This window comes from Amycolatopsis sp. NPDC004772, assembly GCF_053601215.1.
Map to the genome: position 1 here is coordinate 58807 of NZ_JBSGBK010000009.1, position 25322 is coordinate 84128.

Below are 25322 nucleotides of genomic sequence, written 5' to 3' on the forward strand. Positions count from 1 at the left end.
GCTCAGCCGAGCACACCCCCCGGAAGGAGACCCATGGCCGGCGAGTACCGGGCTGAGCCCGAGGCGATGCGCTCCGCCGTGGGCAACGTCGGGGGCATCATCGCGCACGGCATCAACGCCGTGGCCGACCTCGAACGGCTCGTCGTGCAGCCGATGTCGTTCGCGACCTTCGGCAGCGCGGTCGCCGCCGCGAACGCGGCCCTGCACTCCGGCCAGATCACCGCCGTCCGCACGCTGCTGCAGCTGCTGCAGCAGATCAACGGGCTGGTCAAGGCCAGCGCCGACGCCTACCAGGCGGCCGACCAGGACGTCGCATCCGGCTACGGCGGCGGGCACGCCCCGGCGAGCACCGCGTCGTCGATCTGGGGCAGCTCGCACGCTTCCGAGCTCGCCACCCTGGCCATCAACGACAGCGCGGGCGCGCACGGCGAGCCGTCGTCGGTCGGGAACGTGCTGCGTTACCTGGGGGACGCGCGGCTGGGCCGGCTCGGCGACCACCCGATCACCGACACGCGCTTCCACGGTGTCGCCGACTTCAACGACTGGCTGGCCGGCGACGCCGACAACCAGGCGCGGGTCGGGCTGATCGAGGTCTACGCCGGCACCGCGCGGACGTTCTCCGACGTGCCCGGCGGGGTGCACAGCGGTGACGTCGTGGTGGTGGAGCCGCTGCTGTTCTCCGACCGCCAGCCGGTCATCGGCGTCGCCGGCGACGGCGGCCGCCTCTACAACCACGGGCTGCTCGACGCCCGCACCGGCGGGCTGGCGAAGGTCAGCGTCTACCGGCCCGCCTCCGTCGTCTGATCGTCCGCCCCTCGAACCTGATGTGAGGACCGATGCTGACTTTCCCGAACTCCAGCGCGATGGACGCGACCGCGTCTTCGGGCGGCCCGATCACGATCCTGCCGCAGATCGTGACCGGGCAGCCGGAGCAGATCGCGAAGCACGTGGTGGACCTGGTCCGCAAGGCCGAGCAGTTCATCAGCATGTACAACGAGCTGACGAAGGCCGCCGACCAGCTGGGCAAGATCTGGTCGGGGGCGGCGAGCGAGTCGGCGCTGAAGAAGATCAGCGACTCGCTCGACCAGCTGACGAAGATCATCAACGTCGTCCAGAAGGGCGCCGAGCTACTCGGCGTCTCCGGCACGCTGATCAAGACCGCGCAGGAGGCCTACCGCGCGGTCGTCTCCGCGGTGAACCCCACGGTCGCCGCGCTGATGTCGAACTGGTGGACCTACGGGGCGGCGGTCGCTTTGTCGACCGCGACGAGCGCGTCGCTGCGGGCGTTCATCACCGCGATCGGCGCGCTGCTCAAGGCGCTCGGCGCGGTGGACCTCGCCCAGCAGGTCACCACGCTCGCCCAGGTCATCGGCGAGATCGAGAAGCTCTTCCACCACTCCTCCGGCAGCTCGGGTGCGACGGCGCCGTCGATCGGGAGCACCCCGGTCACCGCGCCGCAGACCCCGCCGCCGGTGGCGAGCCCGTCGGGGCAGCAGGCGGTGGCGGGCGGGAGCGGCGGGGGGATCCCGCAGCAGCCTTCGTTCACCGACTACACCCCGCCCGCGCTCGCCACCGGCGGCGGTTCCAGCGGCACCGGTGCCACCGGTGCCACACCCGCGAACAGCTGGATCCCCGTCGACCACCCGGCGACGACGCCCTCGGTGCCCGCGCCCGCACCCGCACCCGCGCCGTCGATTCCCGCCCCGGCGGCCGGGCACGCCGACGAGGTCGTCATCCACACCAACCTGACCACCGGTGAGTCCACTGTGGAGGCTCCGGGCGGCCAGGACTTCGACCTCGACATCGACCTGGACTTCAACGGCAAGCACTTCAGCCAGCACGTCGGCTACGACGCGGCCGGGAACTAGCCGGTGGCGGGCTCGGGGGTGGTCGACGCGTCCGGGGTGGTCAGCTCCGTGCTGTCCGGCTACCGGCGCGTGCTCGTCGAATGCCGCCGGCGCGTCACCGGGGACCCCGGGGCGCTGAGCGCCGCCTCGCAGCGCGTCGCGACCCGCGCGTCGGCGGTTTCCGGCCAGGCGAAGGAAATCGACGAGTCCGCGAAGGCCCTGCACGCGGACTGGGACGGCGACGCCTACACGGCCTTCGCGACGGCCGCGGGCGAGCTCGGCAAGGAGCTCGCCGACACGGCCACGAAACTCGGTGACCAGGCGAACCGGCTCGCCACCGCGGCCCGGCTCGTACAGTCCGCCGAAGCCGCCATCGACTCGGTGCTCGCGCAGTTCGACTCCTACGCCGCCCAGCTGACGGCGCAGGCCCGCGCGGTGAACTCCGCCTCGGTCGGCGCGTTCATCCAGGCCGCGCGGCAGCTCGGCGAACAGAGCGTCGCCGCGGCCCGCGAGGTCGTCGAGGAGTTCTCCGACGCGCTGGCCGAGCTGTTCCCGCCCGAAGGCGTCGGCCGCCTGGAGCACGAGCTCGGCAAGTGGGCCCGCGGGCCGCTGCACTGGCTCAACGGCGAGCCCCTCGACGGCCGGAAGCGGCAGCGGACCGTGCCGTCGTGGTTCGGCAACTCCGGCTGGAAGAAGCTGACCTGGGACGGCCTCGAAGGCACCCGGGCGCCGAAGAAGGCGGATACGCCGTTCGGGCAGCCGGAAGCGTCCGGGCTGAAGGAGAAGATCGGCCGCAACACCGAGATCACCTACTACAAGTTCCAGCACGAGCAGGACGGCTGGTCCCCGGAGTACGACGGGAAGATCACGTCGAAGGGCTGGGACGCCTCCGCGTCCGGGCACGCGGAACTCGCGGCGCTGCACGGGGAAGCCGAAGCCAAGAAGGCGTGGGGCGTCGCCGAAGCCCACGCCAAGGGCACGGTGTTCGGCGGCGGCGAGGCGAGCGCGTCCGGCACGATCGGCGCCCACGGCGTCGGCGCGCACGCGAACGTCTTCGTCGGCGGCAAGGTCGAAGGCGAAGTCGCCGCGGACGTCGCGGGCATCGGCGTCGGCGCGAACGGCACGCTGCAGTACGGCCTCGGCGCGCAGCTCGACGCCCAGGCCGTCTACGACGCCGGGCACCTCAAGGTGAACTTCAAGGCGGGCGCGGCACTCGGCCTCGGCCTGGGGGTCGGCGCGAAGATCGACATCGACCTGCCGAAACTCGGCCACACGATCGGCGAGTACGGCGGCGCGGCGGTCGACGCCGTCGGCCACGCGGCTTCGGACGCGGCCGACGCCGTCGGTGCCGCTTGGGACGACGCGGTCGCGTACGTGGGGCTGTGATGACCCTTCCCCTCGACTTCGTCATCCCCGACGGCTGGACCGCGGTCGACCCGGGCGACTCCGGCGCGGTGTTCGTCGCCGTGCACGAAGCCGCGCCCGGCGAGTTCGTCCCGAACATCACGGTGAGCGTGCAGCAGCGGCCGGACGACACGACGATCGACGCGATCGCGGGCGAAGCCGTCGAACGCCTTTCGCGGACGCTGGCCGGGCTCGACGTGCTGAGCCGCCGCGACGTCGGTGACGCGGCCGCTCCCGCCGTCATGCAGCTGCTGCGGCTGCGCACCGGCGAAGGCACCGAGCTGATCCAGACCCAGGTGCACCTGACGGTCCCCGGCGCCACGCCGGCCGAGCGTCTCGTGCTCGAGCTCGCCTGCACGGCCGCGCCCGCGACCGCCCGGCGGCTCTCACCCGGTTTCCAGCGGTTCGTGGCCAGCGTCCACGTCCGCCAGCACGAAGGGAAGCAACAGTGACCGATCCGTACGCGGTGCCCGACATGGACGAGCTCCTCTCCCAGGTCCGCAAGCAGACCGAGGAAGTCCAGCGGATCCAGCGCACGGTCGAGGCGATGGAGATCAAGGCGCACTCGCGGCAGAACGAGGTCACCGTCACCCTCCGCGGCGACGGCCGCTTCACCTCGATCGACATCGACCCGCGCGCGATCCGCGAGTACGACGCCCGCAACCTCTCGGAGATCGTGCTGGAAGCGGTGAACGCCGGGCTGCAGAAGCTGGCCGAGGCGTCGTCCGCCAAGTTCGCCCCGGTCATCGCGGCCGCGAAAGACGTGTGATGACCGCTTCCCTGACCGGCACGACTCGCCGGGTCACGGTGGTGACGCCACGGGCCCGCGTCGACGTCGCCCTGCCGCAGCAGTCGACGTTCGCCGAGCTGGTGCCGCAGCTGGTCCGGCTCGCCGGCGCGTCCGGGCAGGCGTCGGCCGAGCACCCCGGCTGGGTGCTTTCCCGGCTCGGCGGCGCCCCGCTGGCCTTGGGCTTGAGCGTCGCCGCGGCCCAGATCCGGGACGGCGAAGTGCTGCACCTGACCCCGCGGGAGCGCCCGCGGGGTCCGCTGCTGTTCGACGACGTCGTCGACTCGATCGCCAGCGTCGCCGACACGTCCGGGGGCTGGGGGCCGTCGGTGGCCCGGCGGTCCGGGCTGGTCGCGGCCGTGGTCCTGTTGCTGGCGGGCGGCTTGCTGGTCCAGGCGGCGGCGTCCGGCAGCGTCCTGGCCCCGATCGGGACCGGGCTGCTGGCTCTGGTGCTGCTGCTCGGCGGCGGCGCGCTGAGCCGCGCGTACGGTGACGCCGAAGCCGGCGCGGCCGGGTCGCTGGCCGGCGTCGGCGTGGCGCTGCTGGCGGGGATGTCGGTGCTGCCACCGCATCCGCTGTTCTCGCTCTCGGCGGGCCCCCTGGCCGCGGGGTTCGCGGCGGTGACGGTGTACGGCGTGCTGGCGGCGGTCTCGGTGGCGGACCGCCTGCCGTGGTTCGTGGCGATCACGGGCGCGGCGGGCTTCGGCGCGGTGACGTCCGGGGTCGTGCTGCTGGCCGGCGTCTCCGCGGGTTCGGCCGCGGCCGTGGTCGCGGTGCTGTGCACGGCCTTGGCGGCGGTGGCGCCGATGCTGGCGCTGCGCTTGGCGCGGCTGCCGCTGCCGCGCGTCCCGGACGACATGGAGGCGTTCCGCGCGGACGAACAGCCGTCGCTGGGCACGGAGATGATCGGCCGGACGTCCCGGGCCCAGGCGGTGCTGACCGGGTTGCTGGTGGCCCTCGGCTTGGTGGTGCTGGCGGCGTCGGTGGTGCTTTCCGCGGGCGGGCCGTGGGACGCGGGCCTGGCGGCCCTGCTGGGCGTGGCCTGGATCCTGCGGTCGCGGTCGTACGCGGGCCGCGCGCAGCGGCTGGTGCTGGTCGGCTTCGGCGTGCCGACGCTGGTGTGCGCCGGGGTGTGGCTGGTGGCTTCGGGTGACCGCACGGTGATCTTCGCGGCGGGCTGCGCGGTCGTCCTGGCCGCGGTGCTCTGCCTGGTGTACGCCACCCGGGTGGCGCGCGGGCTGCGTTCGCCGTACTGGTCGCGGCTGCTGGACGTGACGGAGTTCCTGGTCCTGCTGTCGCTGGTGCCGGTGGTGGCGATGATCGCGGGGGTGTACGAAGCCGTCCGGGGTTGACGCCGGCGCGTGAACGCTGTTAATACTGATCAGTGGGAGCGCTCCCAGACTGTGCAGGCAGTCGACTTAGGGAGATGCTCATGACTTCACGTCGAGACCGGTCCGGGATCGAGGGGTCGCCGCTGCGGCGGCGGACGGTGCTGGCCGCCGGAGCCGCGTTGCCGGTGCTGGCGGGCCGGACACCGGCCGCGGCGGCCAGCGCGGTGGTCGTCGAGCCGTCGAACGTGCAGCAGACGATCCTGGGCTTCGGCGGGATGAACCACACCGTGTGGATCAGTGATCTCAACGCCGCTCAGCGGGAGACCGCGTTCGGGAACGGGACCGGCCAGCTGGGGTTCACCGTGCTGCGTATTCCGGTGCACGAGGATCGGAACAACTGGAGTCGCGAGGTCGCCACGGCCAAGCGGGCCAGTCAGCTCGGGGCCAAGGTGATCGCCTCGCCGTGGAACCCGCCCGCCTCCATGACCGAGAGCTTCTCCGGGGGGAAGCGGCTGCGGTACAACGCCTATGGGTCCTATGCGCAGCACCTCAACGACTTCACGGCCTTCATGGCGAACAACGGGGTGCCCCTGTACGGGATCTCGGTGCAGAACGAGCCGGATTATGCGCACGACTGGACGGCTTGGACCGCCGCGGAGATCGTGCGGTTCCTGCGGGAGAATGCCGGGTCGTTGAGTACCCGGGTCATTGCGCCCGAATCGTTCCAGTATCGGAAGGCCATGTCCGACCCTATCTTGAACGATGCTTCCGCTCTGGCCAATGTGGACATCATCGGTGCGCACCTCTACGGGACCCGGTTCGCCGATCTGCCCTATCCGCTTTTTCAGCAGAAGGGTGGCGGTAAGGAGTTGTGGATGACGGAGGTCTACTACCCGAACAGCACCGACTCCGCCGACCTGTGGCCACAGGCTCTCGACGTCGGTGAGCACATGCACCGGGCTTTGGTGGACGGGCGGTTCCAGACCTACGTTTGGTGGTACATCCGGCGGTCGTACGGTCCGATGCGGGAGGATGGGCAGATCAGCAAGCGGGGTGCCTGTATGGCGCACTTCTCGAAGTGGGTTCGGCCGGGGTACTCGCGGGTCACGGCTACGGCCAATCCGCAGGCCAATGTTTACGTTTCCGCGTTCAAGAGCGGGTCTCGGGTTGTGATCGTGGCGATCAACAAGAACACCGCTGCGGTGGATCTTGCTTTCACTGTGCGGGATATCGGTTCCGGGGCCGCGCAGAGCTGGGTGACCAGTGGCAGCGCGACCCTGGCGCGGTCCACCGACGTGACCCTGTCGAACGGGGCTTTCACCGCTCAGCTGCCTGATCGGAGCATCAGGACGTTCGTGGTGAACTGAGTCAGCTGTCCAGCGCGAGGGGCAGCGTCTTCCGGACCCCGGCCCCGTGCCGCCCGTGCAGCGGGACCACCGAGGGCGGCACGGGAACCGGAGCACCCGGGCGCGCGCCCACTCGGACCGTCACCTCCGCCTTTTCCTTGCCTCCCGCCGTTCTTGTCAGCGTGTACGACGTTGCCGTGAAGGCCGCCCCCGGTACCGCCACGTCCAGCATCCTCGGGGACCTCTGGGTGAAGCACATCTGTGTCGAATCGCCCCACATCCAGGACTTCCAGCGGTCCGGCTCTGCCGTTGCCGCTCCCTGGACGCCCAGGGCCACCCGGAGCTCCTTCGCCAGCTCTCCTGCCTCCAGGACCGTGCTCTGGTATCCGGCCTCCGCCAGCGTTCCCATCAAGCTCAACGCCGCTGACGCCGTGCTTCGCAACGCTCCCAGCTCGCCGCCTCCGCGGGCCAGCGCCGCTATCGGGGCCTGGTCCGGGCGGTAGCGGACCGCCAGCCAGCGGACCCTCAGCACCTGGTCGCCCCGGGGAATCGCCCAGGTCAGCAGCTGGGCCGATGCCAGGGGGATGTCCGCTCGCCGGTAAGCCGCACGCAGGGCCTCGACCAGGGGTTCCGGCGCTCCCGGGCCGGGCATCAACCGGACCAGCGCACTCCAGCCGCCGTCGATCTCCGCCACGCCGAACCGGTTGCCCGCCCGGTCCACGTGCTGGCGGACCTTCACCGGTCCGGCCACGTTCAACAGCGGGTCCGGGCCTTCGCGGCGGGTGTCGTGGCGGCGCAACCGGAACGCCGTCCACGTGACCGCCCAGCCCGCCAGGTGCCGCCCCGCGAAGCGGACCGACGTCAGCAGCACCAGCAACCCCGCACCGATGCTGACGCCGAGCTTGACCGGCTGGGCGACGCCGTCGACCAGCCAGGCGAGCAGCACCGCGATCGCCGCGAGCTCCCACAGCGCCGCCTGGAGCGGGCGGATCGGCAGCAACCACGGCAGCGGTGTCGCCGCGGGCCGGGACGGTGCCAGGTGGACGGCGGTATCGACGGACACGGGCTCCCCTTTCCCCGGCCCCGACGCTACTGCCTGCCCGGATAGCGCGTGGGCGTAAAAATTACCCTCGCCGCACCCCGGTCGGGTGCCTAGCATCGGCTGCTCGGGAGGATGACGCACACATCCGGGGGCACAACAGCGTGTGGACGCAGCGGGACCAGATCCAGGCGTACCAGTTCCTCCGCCGCAGGCTCGTTTCCGCGCTCGTCGCCGCCGACGCCAACCACCCCGTCTCACCCAGCCGGCGACTCGTGTTGAGCACCGTCCTCGGGGTCGTGGCCGCCCTCCTCGTCACCGCCGTCTTCGGCATCATCGGGCTGCTCAACCCCTCCGGCGGCAAGGACTGGCTGGCCGGCGGCAAGGTGATCGTCGAGGAAGGCACCGGCGCGCGGTTCGTGCTCGGCGCCGACGGCGTCCTGCACCCGGTGCTCAACTACGCCTCCGCGCGGCTGCTGGCCGGCGGCAACGGCGACACCACCGTGTCCGTCTCGCCGGAGAACCTCGGCAAGGCCGGCCGCGGCACCCAGATCGGCATCCCCGGCGCGCCCGACTCGCTGCCGTCGTCGAACGCGCTCGTGACCGTCCCCTGGACGAGCTGCAGCCGGACCACCCAGGACGCGCCCGCGTCGGCCGAGCCGCGCACCGCCGTCCTGCTCGCCGCGCCCGCGTCCGGCGTCGAGCTGCCGCGGGACCAGGGCGTGATCGTGCGGCTGCCGCAGGGGGAGCGCTTCCTGCTCGCCGGCGGGCGGCGCTACCAGCTGAGCGACGAGGCCGCGACCGCGCTGCAGTTCGACAGCTACCCGACGATCGCGGTGTCGTCGCGGTGGATCGACACCGTCCCGGCCGGCCGCGACCTGACGGCGTTGCCCGTCGACGGCGCCGGCGACCGGGGGCCGCGGGTCGGCGGCCGGGACACCCGGGTCGGCCAGGTCCTCGCCGTCGTGGACGCGATGGCCGCGCCCGGCGCCGCCACGTCGTACTACCTCGTGCGCCGGGACGGGCTCGAGCCGGTCGGGCAGACCGAGGCGAGCCTGCTGGTCACCACCGAGGCGAACGCGTCCGCCTACGAAGGGACGCCGAAGCCGGTCGACGTGCGCGCGGCCGACGTCGCCGCGGTCGCGAAGGTCGGCGCGCCGCGGGCCGGCGGGGCCGATCCGGCCGCCTACCCCGACCGCATCCCCGGCAAGGCGCCGATCACCGGGAACTCCGTGGCGCTGTGCGTTCAGGGCAGCCGGTTGCTCGTTTCGGCCGAATTCCCGCTTCCCGTTGGGGCCAAAGCCATCCAGGTCGCCACCCGGACCGAAGCAAGGGTGACGGACGAGGTGTTCGTACCTCCCTCGGGGGGAGCCGTCGTCGTCGAAGCCGGTTCGGTCACCGCGTACCTGGTGACCGACACGGGCCGGAAGTACCCGGTGGTGAATGCGCAGGCCTTGGCCTCGCTCGGCTATGGAGGCGTCGCCAAACCGCCGGTCACAGGTAGTTTGCTGGCATTGGTGCCGACGGGCCCCGCGCTGGACCCGGCCACGGCCGGGCGGCCGGCTCCGTCGGGTGGAACGGGGTGAAAGTCGTGCACATGACAGAAGAGCGTCCGACCGAGGGTGAGCTGGACCAGGGGCGGGTCCGGGTCGCGGTCATCGAAGACCACCCGCTGTACCGCGTCTCCGTCGAACGCGTGCTGGCCGAAGCCGACTTCGTCGAGCTCGGCGCGGTCGTCGATTCGGTCGCCCGGTTCCACGTGCACCGGCAGCCGCCGGGCAGCGTGGTCCTGCTCGACCTCGGCCTGCCGGGCGTCGCGGGGGCGGCGGCCGTGCTGGAGGTGTGCGAGCTCGGGCACCACGTGCTCGTCGTCTCCGCGCAGGCGGAACCGGAGGTCGTGCTCGGCGCGATCGCGGCGGGGGCGCGCGGGTTCCTGTCGAAGGACGTCGACGCCGACGAGCTGCTGATCGCGATCAAGACGGTCGCCGGCGGCGGCGCGTACGTCTCGGCGGTGGTCGCCGGGATGATCATGAAGGACAACGCCGACCGGCCCGCTGTGTCGGCCGAAGCCGAGCTGTCCCCGCGCGAGGAGCAGGTGCTGCGGCTGGTGGCGGCCGGGGAACGGGACGTCGACATCGCGCTGATCCTCGGCATCGGCGTCCGGACGGTCCGCGGCTACCTCGACCGCATCCGCGACAAGACCGGCGAACGGCGGCGGCCGGGCCTGGTCAAGGAGGCCATCCGGCGCGGCCTGATCGGCGAGGCCGGCCCCCGGCGCGGCGGCCGCAAATGAGCGACTCCGCGCGGCGCATCCCGGTCGGGGTGATCGAGGACCACCCGCTCTACCGGTACGCGCTCAGCCGCGTGCTCACCGAGGCGCCCGACATCGAGCTCGGCGCGGTTGCCGACTCGGTGGCCCGGTTCGCGGTCCAGGACCAGCCCGCGGGCAGCGTCGTCGTCCTCGACCTCAAGCTCCGGGGGGTTCAGGACGCGGCCGCGGTCCTGGAAGTGGGGCAGATGGGGCACAAGGTGCTGGTGGTGTCCGCGCACGCGGAACAGCCGGAGGTGCTCGGCGCGATGCAGGCGGGGGCGAAGGGCTTCCTGTCCAAGGACGTCGACGGCGACGAGCTCCTGCGCGCGATCCGCACGATCGCCGACGACAACGCGTACGTGTCGCCGACGCTGGCCGGGATGATCATCCAGGACAGCGAAGAGCGGCACGCCGGCCCGAAGATCGTGCTGTCGGAGCGGGAAAAGCAGGTCCTCCGCCTGGTGGCGGCGGGGGAGCGGGACGTCGACGTGGCGGAAATCCTCAACATCAGCGTCCGCACGGTCCGGTCCTACCTGGACCGCATCCGCGACAAGACCGGCGAACGGCGGCGCGCGGGCTTCGTGCGCGTCGCCATCCGCGAAGGCCTCCTCCGCTAGCCCCGGCCCCAAGCGCCCCAATGTGGCGTTGGTTGCGTCCAACGCACCGAACGCCACATTGGGTGCGCTGGACGCACCGAACGCCACATTGGGGCGCTAGAGGCGCCGGTTGGCCAAGGCTCCCGTGGCGGCGCGGGCCTTGGCCGACACCGCCGGATCGACGTCCACGAGCAGCGTTTCCGGCGCCGCCCCGGCCTGGGCGACCACCCGGCCGAAGCCGTCCGCGACCAGCGAGTACCCGATCCCCGTCGGTGCCTTCGGGTTGACCGTGACGCCCGTCGCCGCGGGGTCGGCCTGGCCGCACGCCAGCACCCAGCAGCCCGAGTCCAGGGCCCGCGCCCGCACCAGCACCTCCCACTGTTCGCGCTTGCCCTCGCCCGCGCCCCACGACGCCGGCAGCAGCACGACGTCGGCGCCGTCGTCGGCTAGCGCGCGGAACAGCTCCGGGAACCGGACGTCGTAGCAGGTGGCGACGCCGTAGACGACGCCGTCCAGCTCGAACGTGGTCGCCGTGGACCCGGGCGCCACCGTTTCGGACTCGGCGAACCCGAAGGCGTCGTAGAGGTGGATCTTGTCGTAGCCGCGGTGGTGCCCGCCGCCGGTGACCAGGAGCGTGTTGCGGACCCGCCCGTCGTCGGCCGGGGTGAACATCCCGGCGACGACGACCACGTCGTGCTCGGCGGCGATCGCGGCCACGGCCGACGCCCACGGGCCGTCGAGCGCTTCCGCGACCGGCTCCAGGGGCCGTCCGAAGCGCGCCATGGCCGCTTCGGGGAATACGACGATCCGCGCGCCGTCCGCCACCGCGGCCTCGACGCCTTCGCGAACGAGCTTCAGGTTCGCCTCCGGATCGTCACCCGAGTTGACCTGGCACAACGCGATTCGCGCCACCGCTGCCTCCTGCATGCTGGGATCGGCCGTCACCGGGGAGTATCGCTGAAAAGCCGCTGGGTGTGACCTCGTACCCTGGGGGCATGTTGAACCGCACCGACCTGCGCGGGCAGGTCCCGACCGCCGCCGAACTGCGCGCCACGCTCCCCCGCGCCGAATACGACGTGGACGCGGCGCTGCATCACGTGCGCCCGGTGGTCGAGGCGGTCCGTGACCGCGGTGTCGAAGCCGTCCTCGAGTACACCGAGAAGTTCGACAAGGTGCGCCCGGCGTCCGTGCGCGTGCCGCGGGCGTCGCTGACCCGCGCTCTGGAGGAGCTCGACCCGGCGGTGCGGGCCGCGCTGGAGGAGTCGATCGCCCGGGCCCGGAAGGTGCACGCCGAGCAGCGCCGCACCGACGTCACGACCACCGTCGTCGAGGGCGGCACGGTCACCGAGAAGTGGGTGCCGGTCGAGCGCGTCGGGCTGTACGCCCCGGGCGGGCTGGCCGTGTACCCCTCGACCGTGGTGATGAACGTCGTCCCGGCGCAGATCGCCGGGGTCGGCTCGCTGGTCGTCTGCTCGCCGCCGCAGGCCGCGTTCGGGGGGCTGCCGCACCCGACCATCCTCGCCGCGGCCGAGCTCCTCGGCGTCGACGAGGTGTGGGCGGCCGGTGGCGCGCAGGCCGTCGCGCTGCTGGCGTACGGCGGCACGGACACCGACGGCGCCGAGCTGGCGCCCGTCGACATCGTCACCGGCCCCGGCAACATCTACCTCACCGCGGCCAAGCGGCTGCTGCGCGGCCTGATCGGCATCGACGCCGAGGCCGGGCCCACCGAGATCGCCATCCTCGCCGACGAGACGGCCGACCCGGTGCACGTCGCCGCCGACCTGATCAGCCAGGCCGAGCACGACCCCCTCGCGGCGAGCGTCCTGGTGACGACGTCGACCGCGCTGGCCGACGCCGTCGACCAGGAGCTGGTCGACCGCGTCGCCGTGACGAAGCACAGTTCGCGGGTCGCCGAAGCCTTGGCCGGCAAGCAGTCCGGCGTCATCCTGGTGTCCACAGTGGAGGATGGCCTCCGGGTCGTCGACGCGTACGCCGCCGAGCACCTGGAGATCCAGACGGCGGACGCGCGGGCGGTCGCCGCCCGGGTCCGCAACGCGGGCGCGATCTTCGTCGGCGCGTACGCCCCGGTGTCGCTCGGCGACTACTGCGCCGGGTCCAACCACGTGCTGCCCACCGGCGGGTTCGCCCGCCACTCCTCGGGTCTGTCCGTGCAGAGCTTCCTCAAGGGCATCCACGTCGTGGACTACTCCGAGGAGGCGCTGCGCGAGGTCGCCGGCCGCGTCGTCGCGCTGGCCGACGCCGAGGACCTGCCCGCGCACGGCGAGGCCGTCGCCGCGCGCTTCGGAGGTTCGGTCCGATGACGATCGGCGAAGAGGTCACGCTGGACCAGCTGCCGCTGCGCGAAGACCTGCGGGGCAAGTCGCCCTACGGGGCGCCGCAGCTGGACGTCCCGGTCCGGCTGAACACGAACGAGAACCCGTACCCGCCGCCGCCCGCGCTGGTCGCGGACGTGGCGGAGGCGGTCCGTGCGGAGGCGGCCGAGCTGCACCGCTACCCGGATCGCGACGCGCTGGCGCTGCGGCAGGACCTGGCGGACTACCTGAGCGTGTCGACGCGGGTGGTGCTGTCGGAGGCGAACGTCTGGGCGGCGAACGGGTCCAACGAGGTGCTGCAGCAGATCCTGCAGGCCTTCGGTGGGCCGGGGCGCAGCGCGCTGGGCTTCGAGCCGTCGTACTCGATGCACCCGATCATCGCGTCCGGCACCCGCACCGAGTGGGTCCCGGCGCCCCGCCGCGACGACTTTTCGCTGGACACGGCCGCGGCGGCCGCTCTCGTTCGCTCGAAGCGGCCGGACATCGTGTTCGTGACCAGCCCGAACAACCCGACGGGCGGCTCGATCCCGCTCGACGAGCTGCGCGCGGTGCTCGACGCGGCCACCGGAATGGTGGTCGTCGACGAGGCGTACGCGGAGTTCTCGTCCCAGCCGAGCGCGGTCTCGCTGCTGGCGGACTACCCGTCGTCGTTGATCGTGTCGCGGACGATGAGCAAGGCGTTCGCCTTCGCGGGCGGCCGCCTCGGCTACCTGGCGGCGGCGCCGGCGGTGGTTGACGCGCTGCAGCTGGTGCGCCTGCCCTACCACCTCTCGCGCCTGACGCAGGCGGCGGCGCGGGCGGCCCTGCGGCATGCGGACGCCACTTTGGATAGTGTGCACAAGCTGGCCGCGGAGCGCGACCGCGTCGTGGAGGCGTTGGCGGGACTGGGGTACGACCCGGTGCCGAGCGACTCGAACTTCGTCCTCTTCGGACGGTTCGCGTCCCCGGCCGCGGCTTGGCAGTCCTATTTGGATCGCGGGGTGCTGATCCGCGACCCGGGCATCCCCGGTCACCTGCGCGTGAGCATCGGCACCCCGGAAGAGAACGACGCCTTCCTCGAGGCGAGTAAGGAAGTTTCCCGATGACCCGCATCGGCAAGGTCGAACGGACCACCAAGGAGTCCTCGATCTCCGTGCAGCTGGACCTCGACGGGACGGGCGAGGTCGAGATCTCGACCGGCGTCCCGTTCTACGACCACATGCTGACGGCGTTCGGTGTCCACGGCTCGCTCGATCTGAAGGTGGAAGCCACGGGCGACGTCCACATCGACGCCCACCACACGGTCGAGGACACGGCGATCGTCCTGGGCCAGGCAATCCGCCAGGCCCTGGGCGACAAGAGCGGAATCCGCCGCTTCGGCGACGCTTGGATCCCGATGGACGAAACCCTGGCCCACGCGGCGATCGACGTCTCGGGTCGGCCGTACTGCGTGCACGTGGGCGAGCCGGAGCAGTTCAACACGTTCACGATCGGCGGGAACTACCCGTTCGTGCTGACCCGCCACGTGTTCGACTCGCTGGCGTTCCACGCGCAGATCGCCTTGCACGTAAGGGTGATCCACGGCCGCGACCCCCACCACATAGCGGAGGCGGAGTACAAGGCGGTGGCCAGGGCGCTGCGCGCGGCCACGGAGCCGGACCCGCGCGCGGGCGGCATCCCCTCGACGAAGGGCGTCCTGTGAGCAACGGAGTGGTCGGGGTGCTGTTGCTCGCCCTCGGAGGTTTCCTGGTGGGCGGGGTCTGGTCGACCTGGAAGTCGTCGAAGTTCCTGGCGGTGGTCTTGGGCATCGCAGCCCTCCTGGCCATCGGCGGCGCGATCTTCTGGTTCTCCAGCTAGCGTTCCAGCCCCGCGGCGGTACGATGACCGACCGTGGGCAAAGCTGGACTGTTCGTGACTGTCCTGGGTGTCGCCGGCCTCCTGGCGCATCTCGTCGTCAGCGTTCCGCCGCAGAGCGCCGGCGTGGTCACGGGTAGCTCCTGGTTCGCGGTCGGCGTCGGCGCCGCGCTGGTGCTGACCGCGATGGCCCAGCACGGGTACGGCTTCGGGATCTTCGTGCTGGCCGTCGGGATCGCGGCGGTGGTCGCTCGGAAAGTGACGCATTTCGACGAGCGGATACACGCTCCCCAGCCACTGCTCGGCATCGTCATGGTAGCGCTGGTCGGCATCGGGGCGGTGGCCGTCTCGTTCGCCGACGGCGGGGAGGCATTGATCGTCAGGTTGCCGTTCTTCGCCATAGCGTCGCTGGTCGCCGACATCTTCGTCGACTTCGGTTCCGGCTGGGACGACCTGGTGAACCTGAGCACGGCGTCGTTCGCCGCCGCCTCGGTCGCCGTGGTGACGATCCTCCTGTACGACAGTCTGCCGGAGTACGGGCGTTTGACGGACCATTACGCGTACCTGCTGATGCTGGCCGCGGGCTTCGGGGCCAGCGCGGCCGTCGTGTTGATCACCACCGTGGCGACGTTCGACCTGGCGGGCTTCGTCGAGCTCCTGCTGACGGCCGCCGCGGTGGCCGGTGCGTACCTGATCGTGCCTTTGCTCGGGTTCTTCCTGCTCCACGCGTTCGCCGATGACGACGCTTCGAGCGACGTCGTCGGGGAAGCCATCGACGAAGTCATCGACAACGTCGAGAACCGCCTCGCGGTGGTGGGCTCGCTGGTCGCCGGCTTCTTCGTCGTGGCGGCGCTGGTCGCGCTGATGTTCGGGAAGCCGCCGGGCTGGCTGGTGGGCGTTCTTGTGCTGGGCGCGATCGCCGCGGCCTTTGCTGCGGCCCGGTGGGGCAGGTGGGCGCTCACCGACCTCGTTCTCGCAATCAGTGCGGGGGCGCTGCCCGGCCGGATTGCCGGCGTCCTCGATGGTCTGCGTCAGTCCGATCCGGTGTTCCGCCTGCTGCCCGGCGCAGAAAGTCCGTTGTCGCGCTGATCAGCGCCGGGTCGGCCAGGCGGCCACGGAGCACGCCTTGGGCGATCAGCTCCGCCTCGTCGGGGTGGCCGAGGTCGGCGAGTTCCCGGATCGCCTGAACGCGCAGCGGGTTGGGCAGCTCGGCGGCGGCGAGCAGCATGGCCATCGCGGTTCCCCAGAGCTGCCGGGCTTCGGCGTCGGTGACCGGCTCGGTGCCCGGGAGTAGCTCGCGGACGTCCCAATTGCCGCTTTCCCATGCCCGTCCGGTGGTCAGTCCCCGGCGCAGCCGCTTGATGGCGTGGAATGACTGCGCCGAGTCGGGTACCAGGAATTCCCGCAGAGCTTGCTCGGCGAAAAACTTCTGGTCCGCGTGCACAAGCTCCGAGACGAAACGCAACCGGGCGAGGACGGGCCAGCCCGGGTTTGTCGCGGCCGAGGCGAGCTCGGTGTACGTGGTGCCGTCGCGGCTCACGAGCTCGTCGGCCTCGGCGATCGTGTGCAGCCGCGGCAGTGCTGGTGCCGGGTCGGTCGGCACGGCGGTGACTGGCCGATCGTCGGTGCGGGGAACCGGCTTTTCCGCCGAGCGGTGGGCGCGGTTGCGAACCAGTGCGAACTCGCTGACCGAGTCGCTGTGCACGATCTTCGGCTCGGGATGGTTCCGCTCCCGCATCCGGCGGCGCAACTGCCGGTAGACCGTGAACAGCGGGAGCACCGGCCCTTCGCCGGGCAACCCGTCCCGCAACACCGTGATCAGCTCACCCGAGAACACCGTGTGCCGCTCGCCCTCTACGAACAGCGACGCCAGGTTGTCGGGCGCCGAAGCCAGCCCGCACGTGCCCGTCGTCTCGATCTGTTCGAGGACGCCGGAAGCCTTGTCCGCCATCGGTTTGCCGAAGGCGCGGCCGGAGTAGCAGCAGTCCGCGACGAAGATCTTGATCTTGGCGTCGCTGTCCCGTACGGCCCGGCGCAGCAGGTCGGCGCGCAGGGAATGGTGCTCCTTCTCGGCCTCGAACGTGTCACTCGTGGCCAGCAGCAGCTCGCCGTTGACGTCGACCAGTCCGTGGCCGACGTAGTAGACGACCAAGGTGTCGGTGGCGGTGCGGCACCAGCGTGCGATTTCCAAGCCCGCGTCGTCCTTGTGCCGCGGGTTGATCATCGTGCGGATGTTGCCGGGCAGGAAGCCGCCGAGCTCCGGGTCGGCGAAGACGGCAGCGAGGTCCTCGACGTTGGCTCGCGCCTGGGCGATCTCCGGCAGCGCCGGGTCGTCGTATTACGCGGCGCCGATCAGGATCGCTTTGGACCCGGCGGGGTCGGCCAGGCGCATTCATTCCTCGCCGAGTTGCTCGGCCAGCGCTACCGCGGCGTCTTTCAGGTCCTTCATGGCGGTCCGGTGGACTCGTTCCCCCTTGAGGGAAACAGTTTTGTCACCTGCCTTCACCGTGATGTCGACCTTCATGCCTCGCGTCCTGAGATAGGCGACGAGCGACGTCGTCATCGCGGTGAAGCCGCTGGTGAGCACCAATGTCACGGTGTCGAGGGCCGGGCCCATCGTGCCCTTGCCGGCGGACCGGTTGTCCAGGCGCGCTTTCCCGGGAAAATCTTCCTCGAGCCAGTGCAGCAGACCCAGTGCGTCGTCTTCACCCTCGACCGTGATCGATACTGTTCTCCCCGTCACGCGTCGTAGTGTAGTTCGTGCCTGACGGGAAAACGGGAAAGCCGGCCACGACGTGGTTTTGCCCACGTCACGGCCAGGCCGTAATTCCTCGGTCAGCGATTCGCGCCGACCAGTTCCCGCTCCTCGGGCTCGTCCAGGTGCTTCGTGAGCTTCTCGCCCTCGACGTCGACGTCCGGCAGGATGCGGTCCAGCCACTTCGGCAGCCACCACGCGCTGCGGCCCAGCAGCGACATCACGGCCGGGACCAGGGTCATTCGGACCACGAACGCGTCCACCAGCACGCCGAACGCCAGCGCGAAGCCGATCGACTGGATCAGTGACGATTCCGCGAGGACGAAGCCGGCGAACACGCTGATCATGATCAGTGCCGCCGCGACGACCACCCGGGCGCCGTGGCGGAAGCCGGTCACCATTGCTTCCTGCGGCTCCGCGCCGTGGACGTGCTCCTCGCGCATCCGCGTCACCAGGAACACCTGGTAGTCCATCGCCAGCCCGAACAGCACGCCGATCAGCAGGATCGGCAGCATGCTCATGATCGGGCCGGTCGACTCGACGCCGAGCAGGTCCGTCAGCCAGCCCCACTGGAACACCGCGACCACCGCGCCGAACGTCGCCGCGACCGAGCCGAGGAAGCCGATCGTCGCCTTCAGCGGCACCACCACCGAGCGGAACACCAGCATCAGCAGCACGAACGCCAGCCCGACGATCAGCGCCAGGTACGGCAGCATCGCGTCCGACAGCTTCTCCGAGACGTCGATGTTCGCCGCGGTCTGGCCGGTGACGGCCAGCTTCGCGTCCAGGTTGCCGGATTCCGCGCGGATCGCGGCCACCAGGTCCTCGGTCTGCATGCTGCTCGGGCCGCTCTTCGGGATCACCGTGAGCAACGCCGTGTCGCCGGCCTGGTTGAGCCGCGGCGGCGTGACGGCGGCGACGTCGGGCAGCTTCTGGATGTCGGCCGCGGCCTGGCCGAGCGCGGCCTGGCGGTTGCCGCTCGCGGAGACGTCGACGACGACCAGCAGCGGGCCGTTCGAGCCTTCGCCGAAGCTGCGGCTCGCGATCTCGTACGCCTTGCGCTGCGTCGACTCCGGTGCCGCGGTGCTGTCGTTGGGCAGGCCGAGCTGCATGCTCAGCGCGGGCAGCGCGACGACGGCCATCCCGGCCAGCGCCACCAGCAGCACCGGGATGCGGTGGCGGCCGACGAACCGCGCCCAACGCTCGCCGTGCGTCGTTTCGACCGGCTTGCGGCGCAGCCGGATGCGGCCGCCGGCGACCCGGGACCCGGCGAAGCCGAGGATCGCGGGCAGCAGCGTCAGGGCGATGAGCACGGCGATCGCGACGGTGGCGGCCGCGGCGACGCCCATCTGGCCGAGGAACGGGATGCCGATCACGGTGAGGCCGGCCAGCGCGATGATGACGGTGAGCCCGGCGAAGACGACGGCGGACCCGGCGGTGCCCGCGGCGCGGCCGGCGGCTTCTTCGGGGTCGCGGCCGATGCCGAGTTCGTGGCGGTAGCGCGAGACGATGAACAGCGCGTAGTCGATGCCGACGGCCAGGCCGATCATCAGCGCCAGCACCGGCGTGTTCGAGTTCAGCTCGAGGAACCCGGACGCGAGGAAGATGCCCGCCATCCCGGTGCCGACGCCGATCAGCGCGGTGAGCAGCGGGATGCCGGCCGCGAGCAATGAGCCGAAGGTGATGATCAGCACGACGGCGGCGACGGCCACGCCCAGGCCTTCGGTGGCGCCGGTCGCGGGCACGCCCTGCACGGCGTCACCGCCGAACTCGACGGTGAACCCGGCGGCGCGTCCGGCGTTCGCGGTGTCCAGCAGGGCCTGACGGTCCTCGTCGGTCAGTTCGTACGCTTTCGCTCCGTAACTGACCTGGGCGAGGGCGACGCGCCGATCGGGTGAGATCGACTGCGCCTGGAACGGGTCGACCACCGCGGCGACCTTGGGCGCCGTCTTCAGCTGGCCGACGAGCGCTTCGACGGCGGCCTTGCCCTTCGCGTCGGTCACCGTGGTGCCGGCCGGGGCCTCGATGACCACGCGCGCGGTGGCACCACCGGCGTTGGCCTGCGGGAACTTCTCGGTGAGCTGGTCGATCGCCCGTTGCGACTCGGTGCCGGGGATCGTCACCGAGTTCGACAGTTGGCTCGAGAGCGTCAACGCACCCAGGCCCAGTGCCACCAGGACCGCCGCCCAGACGGCCGCGACCAGCGCTCTGCGCCGGAAGGAAAACCGGCCGAGCCGGTACAGGAAGGTCGCCACGAGTCAGCTCCGTTTCGCCCGAACGGGGTCAGTTCACTCCACAGGGTCGTTTCCAAGCTAGCCGATCGGCAAGGGCGACTCCAAGCCGATCGGCAAGTATGTGACTTGCCGAACAGCAAGGTTTATCCCTAGCCGTTCGGCTAGTAAGGCGGTTTGCCGATCGACAGGGCGTGACGTAGGCTCCGACGGCTCGCTGAGGAGGAAGAATGACCGCCGGCCCGGCCGAGGACACCCGGACCCGACTGCTGCAGACCGCACTGCGCTTGTTCACCGAACACGGGGTCGAGGGCACGTCGCTGCAGATGATCGCCGACGCGCTGGGCATCACCAAGGCGGCTGTGTACTACCACTTCAAGACGAAGGCGGAGATCACCGAGGCGGTGGCGGAGCCGGGCGTCCGCGACCTGGACGACCTCGTCCGGCGAGCGGCGGCGTTGAAGCGCCGGGGAGCGCAGGTGGACCTGCTGCTGGAGGGGTTCGTCGATCTGGTGATCCGCCACCGCGCGCTGGTGGCGCTGTTTTCGAGCGACCCGGGCATCGCCCGCGCGATCGAGAAGTCCGCCCACGGCGGCATGGAGGGCTTCGGCCGCGCGATGCTGGGCATCCTCTCGGGCCCGGACCCGGACACGGCAGCCCGCGTCAACGCCCTGGTGACGTTGACCGGGATCGCGATGGCCGGAGGCTCCCCGGACCTGGCCGGCCTGGGCGACGAAGAGCTGCGAACGGAACTCCTGGACGTGGGCCGCCGCCTCCTCGGCCGCCCCCGCCGCCGCCCCCTCACCCCCGTGTCGACCCTCTGATCACGCGAGATGCCCCTCCAATCACGCGAGATGCCCCGCTGATCACGCGAGATGCCCCGCTGATCACGCGAGATGCCTCCCCAAGCCCGCGAGATGCCCCGCTGATCACGCGAGTTCCGCGTCCGGTCACGCGAGTTCGGCCTGTGGTTACGCGAGTCCCGGCCCCGATCAACCAAGTTCGGCCCGCAATCACGCGAGTTCCGCCCCCAATCACGCGAGTCCCGCCCTCAATCACGCGAGGGGCGTGTCCTTGATCGGTCGGCTCGCCTGCCGGGAGGGTCGGTCGGCGTGATCGAAGGCGGGAGTCGCGTGATTGAAGGCGGGACTCGCGTGATCAGGGGCGGAACTCGCGTGTTTGGGCGGCGATCTCGCGTGATTGGAGGGGCGACACGGGGTTAGGTGAGGTGGCTGAGGTAGGGCGGGGGGACTGAAGCCGTCAGCCAGACTCCGTTGGCGCTTACTTGGAAGGTGTGGCCGGCCGCGGTCATTGCGGCGGCGTCGATGCGGAGGATCAGCGGCTTGCCGCGGCGGGCGCCGACCGTGCGGGCCGTTTCGATCGTTGCCGACAGGTGGACCGCGTGGCGGTTCATCGGGCGCAAGCCCTCGCGGAAGATTGCGTCGAGGTACTTCGCGACCGTTCCGTGGTAGAGGATGTCCGGGGGTGTTGCGTCCGGCAACGCCAAGTCGACCGGGATGCTGTGGCCCTGGCTGGCGCGGATGCGCGTGCCCGTTTCGTCGAAGGCGAAGCGGCGCTTGTTGTTCTTCTTGACCACTTCGTCCAGCTCCGGGCGGGTGATCGCGAGCGCGCGCAGGAGCGCGTCGACCGGTGCCCAGCCGCCGGGCGCCAGGGTCAGGCCGAGGGCGGCGGGGTCGTGGCGGAGGTGCCGGGACAGCCGCTTCGAGATGCGGATGATTTCCTTTTCGTTCATTGCCTCCCCAGCATCCTCCCCGCGCGCAAGCGGTTTAGATGCCGCCCTCGACCGCCGGGCGCAGTTTGCTCGCGCCCGGGCCGAAGCGGGCCAGCTCGTCGTCGTTGTTGTACAGCGCGCAGCTGCGCAGGGAGAGGCAGCCGCAGCCGACGCAGCCGGTGAGGCGGTCGCGAAGCCGTTGCAGGGCGTCGATGCGCGCGTCGAGCTCGTGCTGCCAGTCTCGGGACAGGCGCGCCCAATCCGCCTTCGTCGGCGCGTGGTCCGCCGGCAGCGTCTCCAGCGCCGTGCTGATGTCCTCGAGCGAGAGCCCGACCCGTTGCGCCGCGCGGATGAACGCGATGCGACGCAGCACCGAGCGTGCGTAGCGGCGCTGGTTGCCCGCCGACCGCTCCGAGCTGATCAGCCCCTTCTCCTCGTAGAACCGCAGTGCCGTGTGCGGAACCCCGCTGCGTTCCGCCACCTGTCCGATGCTGAGATGTTCAGCGAGCCTGGTCACCTGGTCAGGCTATCCTTGACTTCGAGTTTAGTCGAGGTTGCATCGTCGGGTCATGACCACTGTGACCGCACCGGGCTACGCCGATCTGCCCCGGCTGATTTCGCTGATGACCGGCGACGAAAAGCACAGCGCCGCCGCCGAGTCCACTTTGGACGTCCTGTGGGTGCTCTACGACCGGGTGCTCGACGTCACCTCCGAGAACTTCCGCGAGCCCGGCCGCGACCGGTTCCTGCTGTCCAAGGGACACGGGCCGATGGCCTACTACGCCGTGCTCACCGCGAAGGGCTTCATCGCCGAGGCGGAACTGGCGACGTGGTCCAACGCGGCGTCGCGGCTCGGCTACCACCCCGACCGGCGCCGCATCCCCGGCGTCGAAATCTCCAGCGGCTCGCTCGGCCACGGCCTGCCGATCGCGTTCGGCACCGCGCTCGGCCTGCGCGCCCGCGGCTTGACGGACGCGAAGGTCGTGACACTCGTCGGCGACGCCGAGCTCGACGAAGGCTCGAACCACGAGGCGATCGTCGTCGCGGCGCGCGAAGGCCTCGAAAACCTGACCACGGTGGTGGTCGACAACCAGTCGTCGACGCGCGGCTGGCCGGACGGCATCGCCCGCCGCTTCGCCGTCGAAGGCTGGGAGACGCGCACGGTGTCCGGCCGCGACCACGACGCGCTGTACGACGCCTTCACCACCACTCACCCCGGCCGGCCTCTCGCCGTGGTCGCCGTCGTCGAACCGAAGGGCTGAACGATGTTGCCGATGCGGGAAACCTTCCTCGCCACCACCGAGCAGATCGTCGACGCCGACCCGGACGTCGCGGTCGTGCTGGCCGACATCTCGGCCGCGCAGCTCGCCGGCGCCGCGCGGCGGCACCCGGACCGGGTGATCAACGTCGGGATCCGCGAGCAGCTGCTGGTCAGCACGGGGGCCGGGCTGGCGCTGGCGGGCCTGCGGCCGATCGTGCACACGTTCCCGCCGTTCCTGGTGGAGCGCGCCTTCGAGCAGATCAAGCTGGACTTCTCGCACCAGGACGTGGGTGGCGTCCTGGTGTCGTGGGGAGGGTCGTACGACATGCCGACGGCGGGGCGCACGCACCAGTCCCCGGGCGACGTCGCCCTGATCGATTCCCTGCCGGGCTGGACGGTCCACGTGCCGGGTCACCCGGCCGAGGCCGAGCGCCTGCTGCTGGAGTCGATCCCCGGGGACAGCCGGGTCTACCTGCGGCTTTCGGCGCAGGAAAACGCTTCCCCGCACCTGGGCGTGGGCTTCACCCGGCTGCGGTCCGGGTCGGCCGGCGTGGTGGTGGCGGTGGGCCCGGTGCTCGACCGGGTCCTGCGCGCGACGGCGGGCGTGGACGTGACGGTGCTGTACGCCTCGACGATCCGCCCGTTCGACGCGGCCGGTCTGCGGTCGGCGGTGCTTGCGTCGTCCGCTTCCGTCGTGCTGGTGGAGCCGTACCTGGCGGGAACGTCGGCGGCGTGGGTGGCGGAGGCGCTTTCCGATGTGCCGCACCGGTTGCGGTCGCTGGGCGTGCGGCGGGACGTGGAGGTCCGGACGTACGGGAGCATCGGGGACCACGATCTGGCGCACGGGCTGGATGCCGGGTCGCTGGGGTTTTCGATCAGGGCGTTCTTGGGGGAGTAGCGGCACTGTCGCCGGTGCTGGGGGTACCGGCGGCGGGATGCTTGTACCGCAGGTGTTCGGGTTCGCCGCCGCGACGGACGCGATAGGCGATGTACGCGAGGAAGTACGGGCCTAGCGCGAGCAGGAGCCCTGAAGTAGCGGCCGATGCGGACCCCAGCCCGACGGCGGCGTCGGGCAGCGCGGGGCCGGCCACCTCAGCCGTTCCCCGGCGACTTGTAGATCACCCTGGCGCACTCGCGGCAGTACGACTTGCCTTCGCGACGGCGGAGGGTGCCGCCGCACCGCGGGCACTTGCGCTCCCCGACGTGTCTTCACTCTCGCCGGGCGGCGGGAGCGGGCCTTTGCCGTAGCCGAAGAGACCGGGCAACGCCAGGGCGACGACGAGCCGAAGCCTGCGCATGCGCCTCGCCCTCCAGGATCCGACCATGTCAGGCCGGTATTCAGGCCCAGTCGAGGAGTGTGGGACGACGTCAAGATGGGGTCTTCGCCCTGGGTGTACCTCCCGTCGGGGTGGTGGTCGTTGCCGTGGCCGGGGTGTTCGGGGGTGGGTGGCCGCCGGGGTGCTCGGTGTCGCCGGGGCCGGGCGGGTTGCCGGGCTCGTGCTTCGGGAGCCGCGGGTCGATAGCGTGGCCGCCATGCCATCGATCCGGCCCATCGTGCTCGCCGTCATCCGGCGCGGCGACTCCCTTCTCGTCTTCGAAGCGCACGACGAGTTCAAGGACCAGACCTTCCACCGGCCGCTCGGGGGTGGCATCGAGTTCGGCGAGAGCAGCAAGGATGCCCTCGAACGGGAGTTCCGCGAAGAACTCGACGCCGAAATCGTCGTCAACGAGCTGCTCGGCGTGCTCGAGAACGTCTTCACCTGGCAGGACCGGCCCGGGCACGAGATCGTCTTCCTCTACGCCGCCGAGTTCGCCGATCGCGCTCGGTACGAGCTCGCCGAGATGAAGATCCTCGACGACCCCGCCACCGCGCGCTGGGTCGACGTCCGCGACTTCCGCGACGGCAGCAAGATCCTCTACCCCACCGGGCTCATCGAACTCCTCTCACCGGATCAGTGACCGGGTAGTCGGCACCAGCTCGAACGACGACTCCGACGGCACCCGGCTGAAGCACACCGAGAACGGGCCGTCCGTGCGGACCGGCAGCTGCGGGAAGTTGTTCGGAGACGGCTCGGTTTCGAACGCCGCGAACGCCGGCTCCGGTGGGGGAGCGGGTGGCGAAATCGTCACGTGCACGCCCGCGCCCGGTGGTGGCGCCGCCAGGCCGCGGCGGACCGGGCGCAGCAGCAGCACGTTGTCGGAGTCGACCATCGTCGCGTTCGCCGCCGACCGGTGTTCCTGCCACACCGGGCCGGAGTAGAACGCTTCCAGGGCCGCCTTGCGCTCGGACATCGTGCGGAAGCCGCGCAGCCACACGAACTCGTCCGGTGACGCTCTCGACCGGAACAGCCCGAACAAGTGCGCGCCCGCCGCCTCCTGAGGCTCGACGAACTCGCGCTCGAACAGCTCGATCAGCTCGTCGCGCCGGCCGGGGTGCAAGGTGTAGCGCCGCAGCTCCACCACGGTTTCGAACTCGGAAAACGTCATGCCGCCGAAGCTAGCGGGCACCACCGACA

General features: G+C 71.1%; 26 protein-coding genes and 1 pseudogene. 19 read left to right on the forward strand and 8 right to left on the reverse strand.

The window, feature by feature from the left end; translation table 11 throughout:
- Positions 1 to 33: 33 nt before the first annotated feature.
- The 7 genes from ACWEF6_RS08230 to ACWEF6_RS08260 all read left to right on the forward strand — a co-directional run bounded on the left by ACWEF6_RS08230 (position 34) and on the right by ACWEF6_RS08260 (position 6736).
- Complete coding sequence (locus ACWEF6_RS08230; RefSeq protein ID WP_310977176.1) at positions 34 to 804, forward strand: WXG100 family type VII secretion target; 771 nt, start codon at positions 34 to 36, stop codon at positions 802 to 804.
- A 32-nt stretch (positions 805 to 836) separates the two neighbouring features.
- A complete protein-coding gene (locus ACWEF6_RS08235; RefSeq protein WP_449682248.1) occupies positions 837 to 1868 on the forward strand; it encodes a WXG100 family type VII secretion target in 1032 nt (343 codons plus the stop codon).
- A 3-nt stretch (positions 1869 to 1871) separates the two neighbouring features.
- Positions 1872 to 3233 (forward strand): WXG100 family type VII secretion target, encoded by a 1362-nt coding sequence (locus ACWEF6_RS08240; RefSeq protein WP_449682249.1) that lies wholly within the window; start codon positions 1872 to 1874, stop codon positions 3231 to 3233.
- Complete coding sequence (locus tag ACWEF6_RS08245) at positions 3233 to 3703, forward strand: hypothetical protein (protein WP_449682250.1); 471 nt, start codon at positions 3233 to 3235, stop codon at positions 3701 to 3703. Before ACWEF6_RS08240 ends, ACWEF6_RS08245 begins: the two co-directional genes overlap by 1 nt.
- Positions 3700 to 4020, forward strand: a complete 321-nt coding sequence (locus tag ACWEF6_RS08250) for a YbaB/EbfC family nucleoid-associated protein (RefSeq protein WP_310977180.1) — start codon at positions 3700 to 3702, stop codon at positions 4018 to 4020. Before ACWEF6_RS08245 ends, ACWEF6_RS08250 begins: the two co-directional genes overlap by 4 nt.
- Complete coding sequence (gene eccD, locus ACWEF6_RS08255) at positions 4020 to 5390, forward strand: type VII secretion integral membrane protein EccD (RefSeq protein WP_449682251.1); 1371 nt, start codon at positions 4020 to 4022, stop codon at positions 5388 to 5390. Before ACWEF6_RS08250 ends, eccD begins: the two co-directional genes overlap by 1 nt.
- Positions 5391 to 5470: 80 nt before the next feature.
- Positions 5471 to 6736 (forward strand): glucuronoxylanase, encoded by a 1266-nt coding sequence (locus ACWEF6_RS08260; RefSeq protein ID WP_449682252.1) that lies wholly within the window; start codon positions 5471 to 5473, stop codon positions 6734 to 6736.
- 1 nt (position 6737) lies between these two features.
- On the opposite strand, the gene ACWEF6_RS08265 is transcribed toward ACWEF6_RS08260, so the two are convergent.
- Complete coding sequence (locus tag ACWEF6_RS08265; RefSeq protein ID WP_449682253.1) at positions 6738 to 7778, reverse strand: type VII secretion protein EccE; 1041 nt, start codon at positions 7776 to 7778, stop codon at positions 6738 to 6740.
- Positions 7779 to 7918: 140 nt separating this feature from the next.
- Between ACWEF6_RS08265 and eccB the strand changes: the two genes are divergently transcribed.
- Genes eccB through ACWEF6_RS08280 form a run of 3 tightly spaced genes read left to right on the forward strand, consistent with a single transcriptional unit; the run spans position 7919 to position 10682 of the window.
- Positions 7919 to 9340 (forward strand): type VII secretion protein EccB, encoded by a 1422-nt coding sequence (eccB, locus tag ACWEF6_RS08270; RefSeq protein ID WP_449682254.1) that lies wholly within the window; start codon positions 7919 to 7921, stop codon positions 9338 to 9340.
- Positions 9341 to 9351: 11 nt separating this feature from the next.
- The gene (locus tag ACWEF6_RS08275; RefSeq protein WP_235190866.1) at positions 9352 to 10047 is read left to right on the forward strand and encodes a response regulator transcription factor; all 696 of its coding nucleotides are present in this window, start codon (positions 9352 to 9354) and stop codon (positions 10045 to 10047) included.
- Positions 10044 to 10682 (forward strand): response regulator, encoded by a 639-nt coding sequence (locus tag ACWEF6_RS08280; RefSeq protein WP_449682255.1) that lies wholly within the window; start codon positions 10044 to 10046, stop codon positions 10680 to 10682. Before ACWEF6_RS08275 ends, ACWEF6_RS08280 begins: the two co-directional genes overlap by 4 nt.
- A gap of 96 nt (positions 10683 to 10778) precedes the next feature.
- Here the strand turns inward: ACWEF6_RS08280 and ACWEF6_RS08285 are convergent, their stop codons facing one another.
- Positions 10779 to 11573 carry a carbon-nitrogen hydrolase family protein gene (locus tag ACWEF6_RS08285; protein WP_449682256.1) on the reverse strand — a complete coding sequence of 265 codons (795 nt, stop codon included), beginning with the start codon at positions 11571 to 11573 and terminating at the stop codon, positions 10779 to 10781.
- Positions 11574 to 11656: 83 nt separating this feature from the next.
- Here ACWEF6_RS08285 and hisD point away from each other — a divergent pair, with 83 nt between their 5' ends.
- The 5 genes from hisD to ACWEF6_RS08310 all read left to right on the forward strand — a co-directional run bounded on the left by hisD (position 11657) and on the right by ACWEF6_RS08310 (position 15916).
- Entirely contained in the window at positions 11657 to 12982 is a 1326-nt protein-coding gene (gene hisD / locus ACWEF6_RS08290; protein ID WP_449682257.1) for a histidinol dehydrogenase, read from the forward strand.
- Entirely contained in the window at positions 12979 to 14079 is a 1101-nt protein-coding gene (locus ACWEF6_RS08295) for a histidinol-phosphate transaminase (RefSeq protein ID WP_449682258.1), read from the forward strand. The genes hisD and ACWEF6_RS08295 overlap by 4 nt, the downstream gene beginning before the upstream one ends.
- The gene (hisB, locus tag ACWEF6_RS08300) at positions 14076 to 14675 is read left to right on the forward strand and encodes an imidazoleglycerol-phosphate dehydratase HisB (RefSeq protein ID WP_308675145.1); all 600 of its coding nucleotides are present in this window, start codon (positions 14076 to 14078) and stop codon (positions 14673 to 14675) included. Before ACWEF6_RS08295 ends, hisB begins: the two co-directional genes overlap by 4 nt.
- The gene (locus ACWEF6_RS08305) at positions 14672 to 14830 is read left to right on the forward strand and encodes a hypothetical protein (RefSeq protein WP_449682259.1); all 159 of its coding nucleotides are present in this window, start codon (positions 14672 to 14674) and stop codon (positions 14828 to 14830) included. Before hisB ends, ACWEF6_RS08305 begins: the two co-directional genes overlap by 4 nt.
- Before the next feature lie 171 nt (positions 14831 to 15001).
- A complete protein-coding gene (locus tag ACWEF6_RS08310; RefSeq protein WP_449682260.1) occupies positions 15002 to 15916 on the forward strand; it encodes a hypothetical protein in 915 nt (304 codons plus the stop codon).
- Here the strand turns inward: ACWEF6_RS08310 and ACWEF6_RS08315 are convergent.
- From ACWEF6_RS08315 to ACWEF6_RS08325, 3 genes and pseudogenes are all read right to left on the reverse strand, one after another.
- Positions 15807 to 17153 (reverse strand): annotated as a pseudogene (locus ACWEF6_RS08315) (caspase, EACC1-associated type); the annotation flags it as partial. The gene ACWEF6_RS08310 and the pseudogene ACWEF6_RS08315 overlap by 110 nt on opposite strands.
- A 66-nt stretch (positions 17154 to 17219) precedes the next feature.
- Positions 17220 to 17570 (reverse strand): effector-associated constant component EACC1, encoded by a 351-nt coding sequence (locus ACWEF6_RS08320; RefSeq protein WP_449682261.1) that lies wholly within the window; start codon positions 17568 to 17570, stop codon positions 17220 to 17222.
- 92 nt (positions 17571 to 17662) lie between these two features.
- Positions 17663 to 19837 carry an MMPL family transporter gene (locus tag ACWEF6_RS08325; RefSeq protein ID WP_449682262.1) on the reverse strand — a complete coding sequence of 725 codons (2175 nt, stop codon included), beginning with the start codon at positions 19835 to 19837 and terminating at the stop codon, positions 17663 to 17665.
- 206 nt (positions 19838 to 20043) lie between these two features.
- Between ACWEF6_RS08325 and ACWEF6_RS08330 the strand changes: the two genes are divergently transcribed.
- Entirely contained in the window at positions 20044 to 20637 is a 594-nt protein-coding gene (locus ACWEF6_RS08330; RefSeq protein ID WP_449682263.1) for a TetR/AcrR family transcriptional regulator, read from the forward strand.
- A gap of 395 nt (positions 20638 to 21032) precedes the next feature.
- On the opposite strand, the gene ACWEF6_RS08335 is transcribed toward ACWEF6_RS08330, so the two are convergent.
- Positions 21033 to 21566 carry an RNA 2'-phosphotransferase gene (locus ACWEF6_RS08335; protein ID WP_449682264.1) on the reverse strand — a complete coding sequence of 178 codons (534 nt, stop codon included), beginning with the start codon at positions 21564 to 21566 and terminating at the stop codon, positions 21033 to 21035.
- A gap of 34 nt (positions 21567 to 21600) precedes the next feature.
- A complete protein-coding gene (soxR, locus tag ACWEF6_RS08340) occupies positions 21601 to 22062 on the reverse strand; it encodes a redox-sensitive transcriptional activator SoxR (protein WP_310977196.1) in 462 nt (153 codons plus the stop codon).
- A gap of 52 nt (positions 22063 to 22114) precedes the next feature.
- Between soxR and ACWEF6_RS08345 the strand changes: the two genes are divergently transcribed.
- The 3 genes from ACWEF6_RS08345 (at position 22115) to ACWEF6_RS08355 (ending at position 24765) form a co-directional block, all read left to right on the forward strand.
- Complete coding sequence (locus ACWEF6_RS08345) at positions 22115 to 22807, forward strand: thiamine pyrophosphate-dependent enzyme (protein WP_449682265.1); 693 nt, start codon at positions 22115 to 22117, stop codon at positions 22805 to 22807.
- A gap of 3 nt (positions 22808 to 22810) precedes the next feature.
- Positions 22811 to 23704, forward strand: a complete 894-nt coding sequence (locus tag ACWEF6_RS08350) for a transketolase family protein (protein WP_449682266.1) — start codon at positions 22811 to 22813, stop codon at positions 23702 to 23704.
- A gap of 635 nt (positions 23705 to 24339) precedes the next feature.
- Entirely contained in the window at positions 24340 to 24765 is a 426-nt protein-coding gene (locus tag ACWEF6_RS08355; RefSeq protein WP_449682267.1) for an NUDIX hydrolase, read from the forward strand.
- On the opposite strand, the gene ACWEF6_RS08360 is transcribed toward ACWEF6_RS08355, so the two are convergent.
- Positions 24751 to 25293 carry an NIPSNAP family protein gene (locus ACWEF6_RS08360; RefSeq protein WP_449682268.1) on the reverse strand — a complete coding sequence of 181 codons (543 nt, stop codon included), beginning with the start codon at positions 25291 to 25293 and terminating at the stop codon, positions 24751 to 24753. The two genes, ACWEF6_RS08355 and ACWEF6_RS08360, sit on opposite strands and share 15 nt — an antisense overlap.
- Between the last annotated feature and the right edge of the window lie 29 nt (positions 25294 to 25322).

Excerpts from the sequence above, each read along its gene's own strand:
- ACWEF6_RS08230 (WP_310977176.1), top strand. The coding sequence starts at position 34 with ATGGCCGGCGAGTACCGGGCTGAGCCCGAGGCGATGCGCTCCGCCGTG.
- ACWEF6_RS08235 (WP_449682248.1), top strand. The coding sequence starts at position 837 with ATGCTGACTTTCCCGAACTCCAGCGCGATGGACGCGACCGCGTCTTCG.
- ACWEF6_RS08245 (WP_449682250.1), top strand. The coding sequence starts at position 3,233 with ATGACCCTTCCCCTCGACTTCGTCATCCCCGACGGCTGGACCGCGGTC.
- eccD (WP_449682251.1), top strand. The coding sequence starts at position 4,020 with ATGACCGCTTCCCTGACCGGCACGACTCGCCGGGTCACGGTGGTGACG.
- ACWEF6_RS08260 (WP_449682252.1), top strand. The coding sequence starts at position 5,471 with ATGACTTCACGTCGAGACCGGTCCGGGATCGAGGGGTCGCCGCTGCGG.
- ACWEF6_RS08275 (WP_235190866.1), top strand. The coding sequence starts at position 9,352 with ATGACAGAAGAGCGTCCGACCGAGGGTGAGCTGGACCAGGGGCGGGTC.
- ACWEF6_RS08280 (WP_449682255.1), top strand. The coding sequence starts at position 10,044 with ATGAGCGACTCCGCGCGGCGCATCCCGGTCGGGGTGATCGAGGACCAC.
- hisD (WP_449682257.1), top strand. The coding sequence starts at position 11,657 with ATGTTGAACCGCACCGACCTGCGCGGGCAGGTCCCGACCGCCGCCGAA.
- ACWEF6_RS08295 (WP_449682258.1), top strand. The coding sequence starts at position 12,979 with ATGACGATCGGCGAAGAGGTCACGCTGGACCAGCTGCCGCTGCGCGAA.
- hisB (WP_308675145.1), top strand. The coding sequence starts at position 14,076 with ATGACCCGCATCGGCAAGGTCGAACGGACCACCAAGGAGTCCTCGATC.
- ACWEF6_RS08330 (WP_449682263.1), top strand. The coding sequence starts at position 20,044 with ATGACCGCCGGCCCGGCCGAGGACACCCGGACCCGACTGCTGCAGACC.
- ACWEF6_RS08335 (WP_449682264.1), bottom strand. The coding sequence starts at position 21,566 with ATGAACGAAAAGGAAATCATCCGCATCTCGAAGCGGCTGTCCCGGCAC.
- ACWEF6_RS08345 (WP_449682265.1), top strand. The coding sequence starts at position 22,115 with ATGACCACTGTGACCGCACCGGGCTACGCCGATCTGCCCCGGCTGATT.
- ACWEF6_RS08350 (WP_449682266.1), top strand. The coding sequence starts at position 22,811 with ATGTTGCCGATGCGGGAAACCTTCCTCGCCACCACCGAGCAGATCGTC.
- ACWEF6_RS08355 (WP_449682267.1), top strand. The coding sequence starts at position 24,340 with ATGCCATCGATCCGGCCCATCGTGCTCGCCGTCATCCGGCGCGGCGAC.
- ACWEF6_RS08360 (WP_449682268.1), bottom strand. The coding sequence starts at position 25,293 with ATGACGTTTTCCGAGTTCGAAACCGTGGTGGAGCTGCGGCGCTACACC.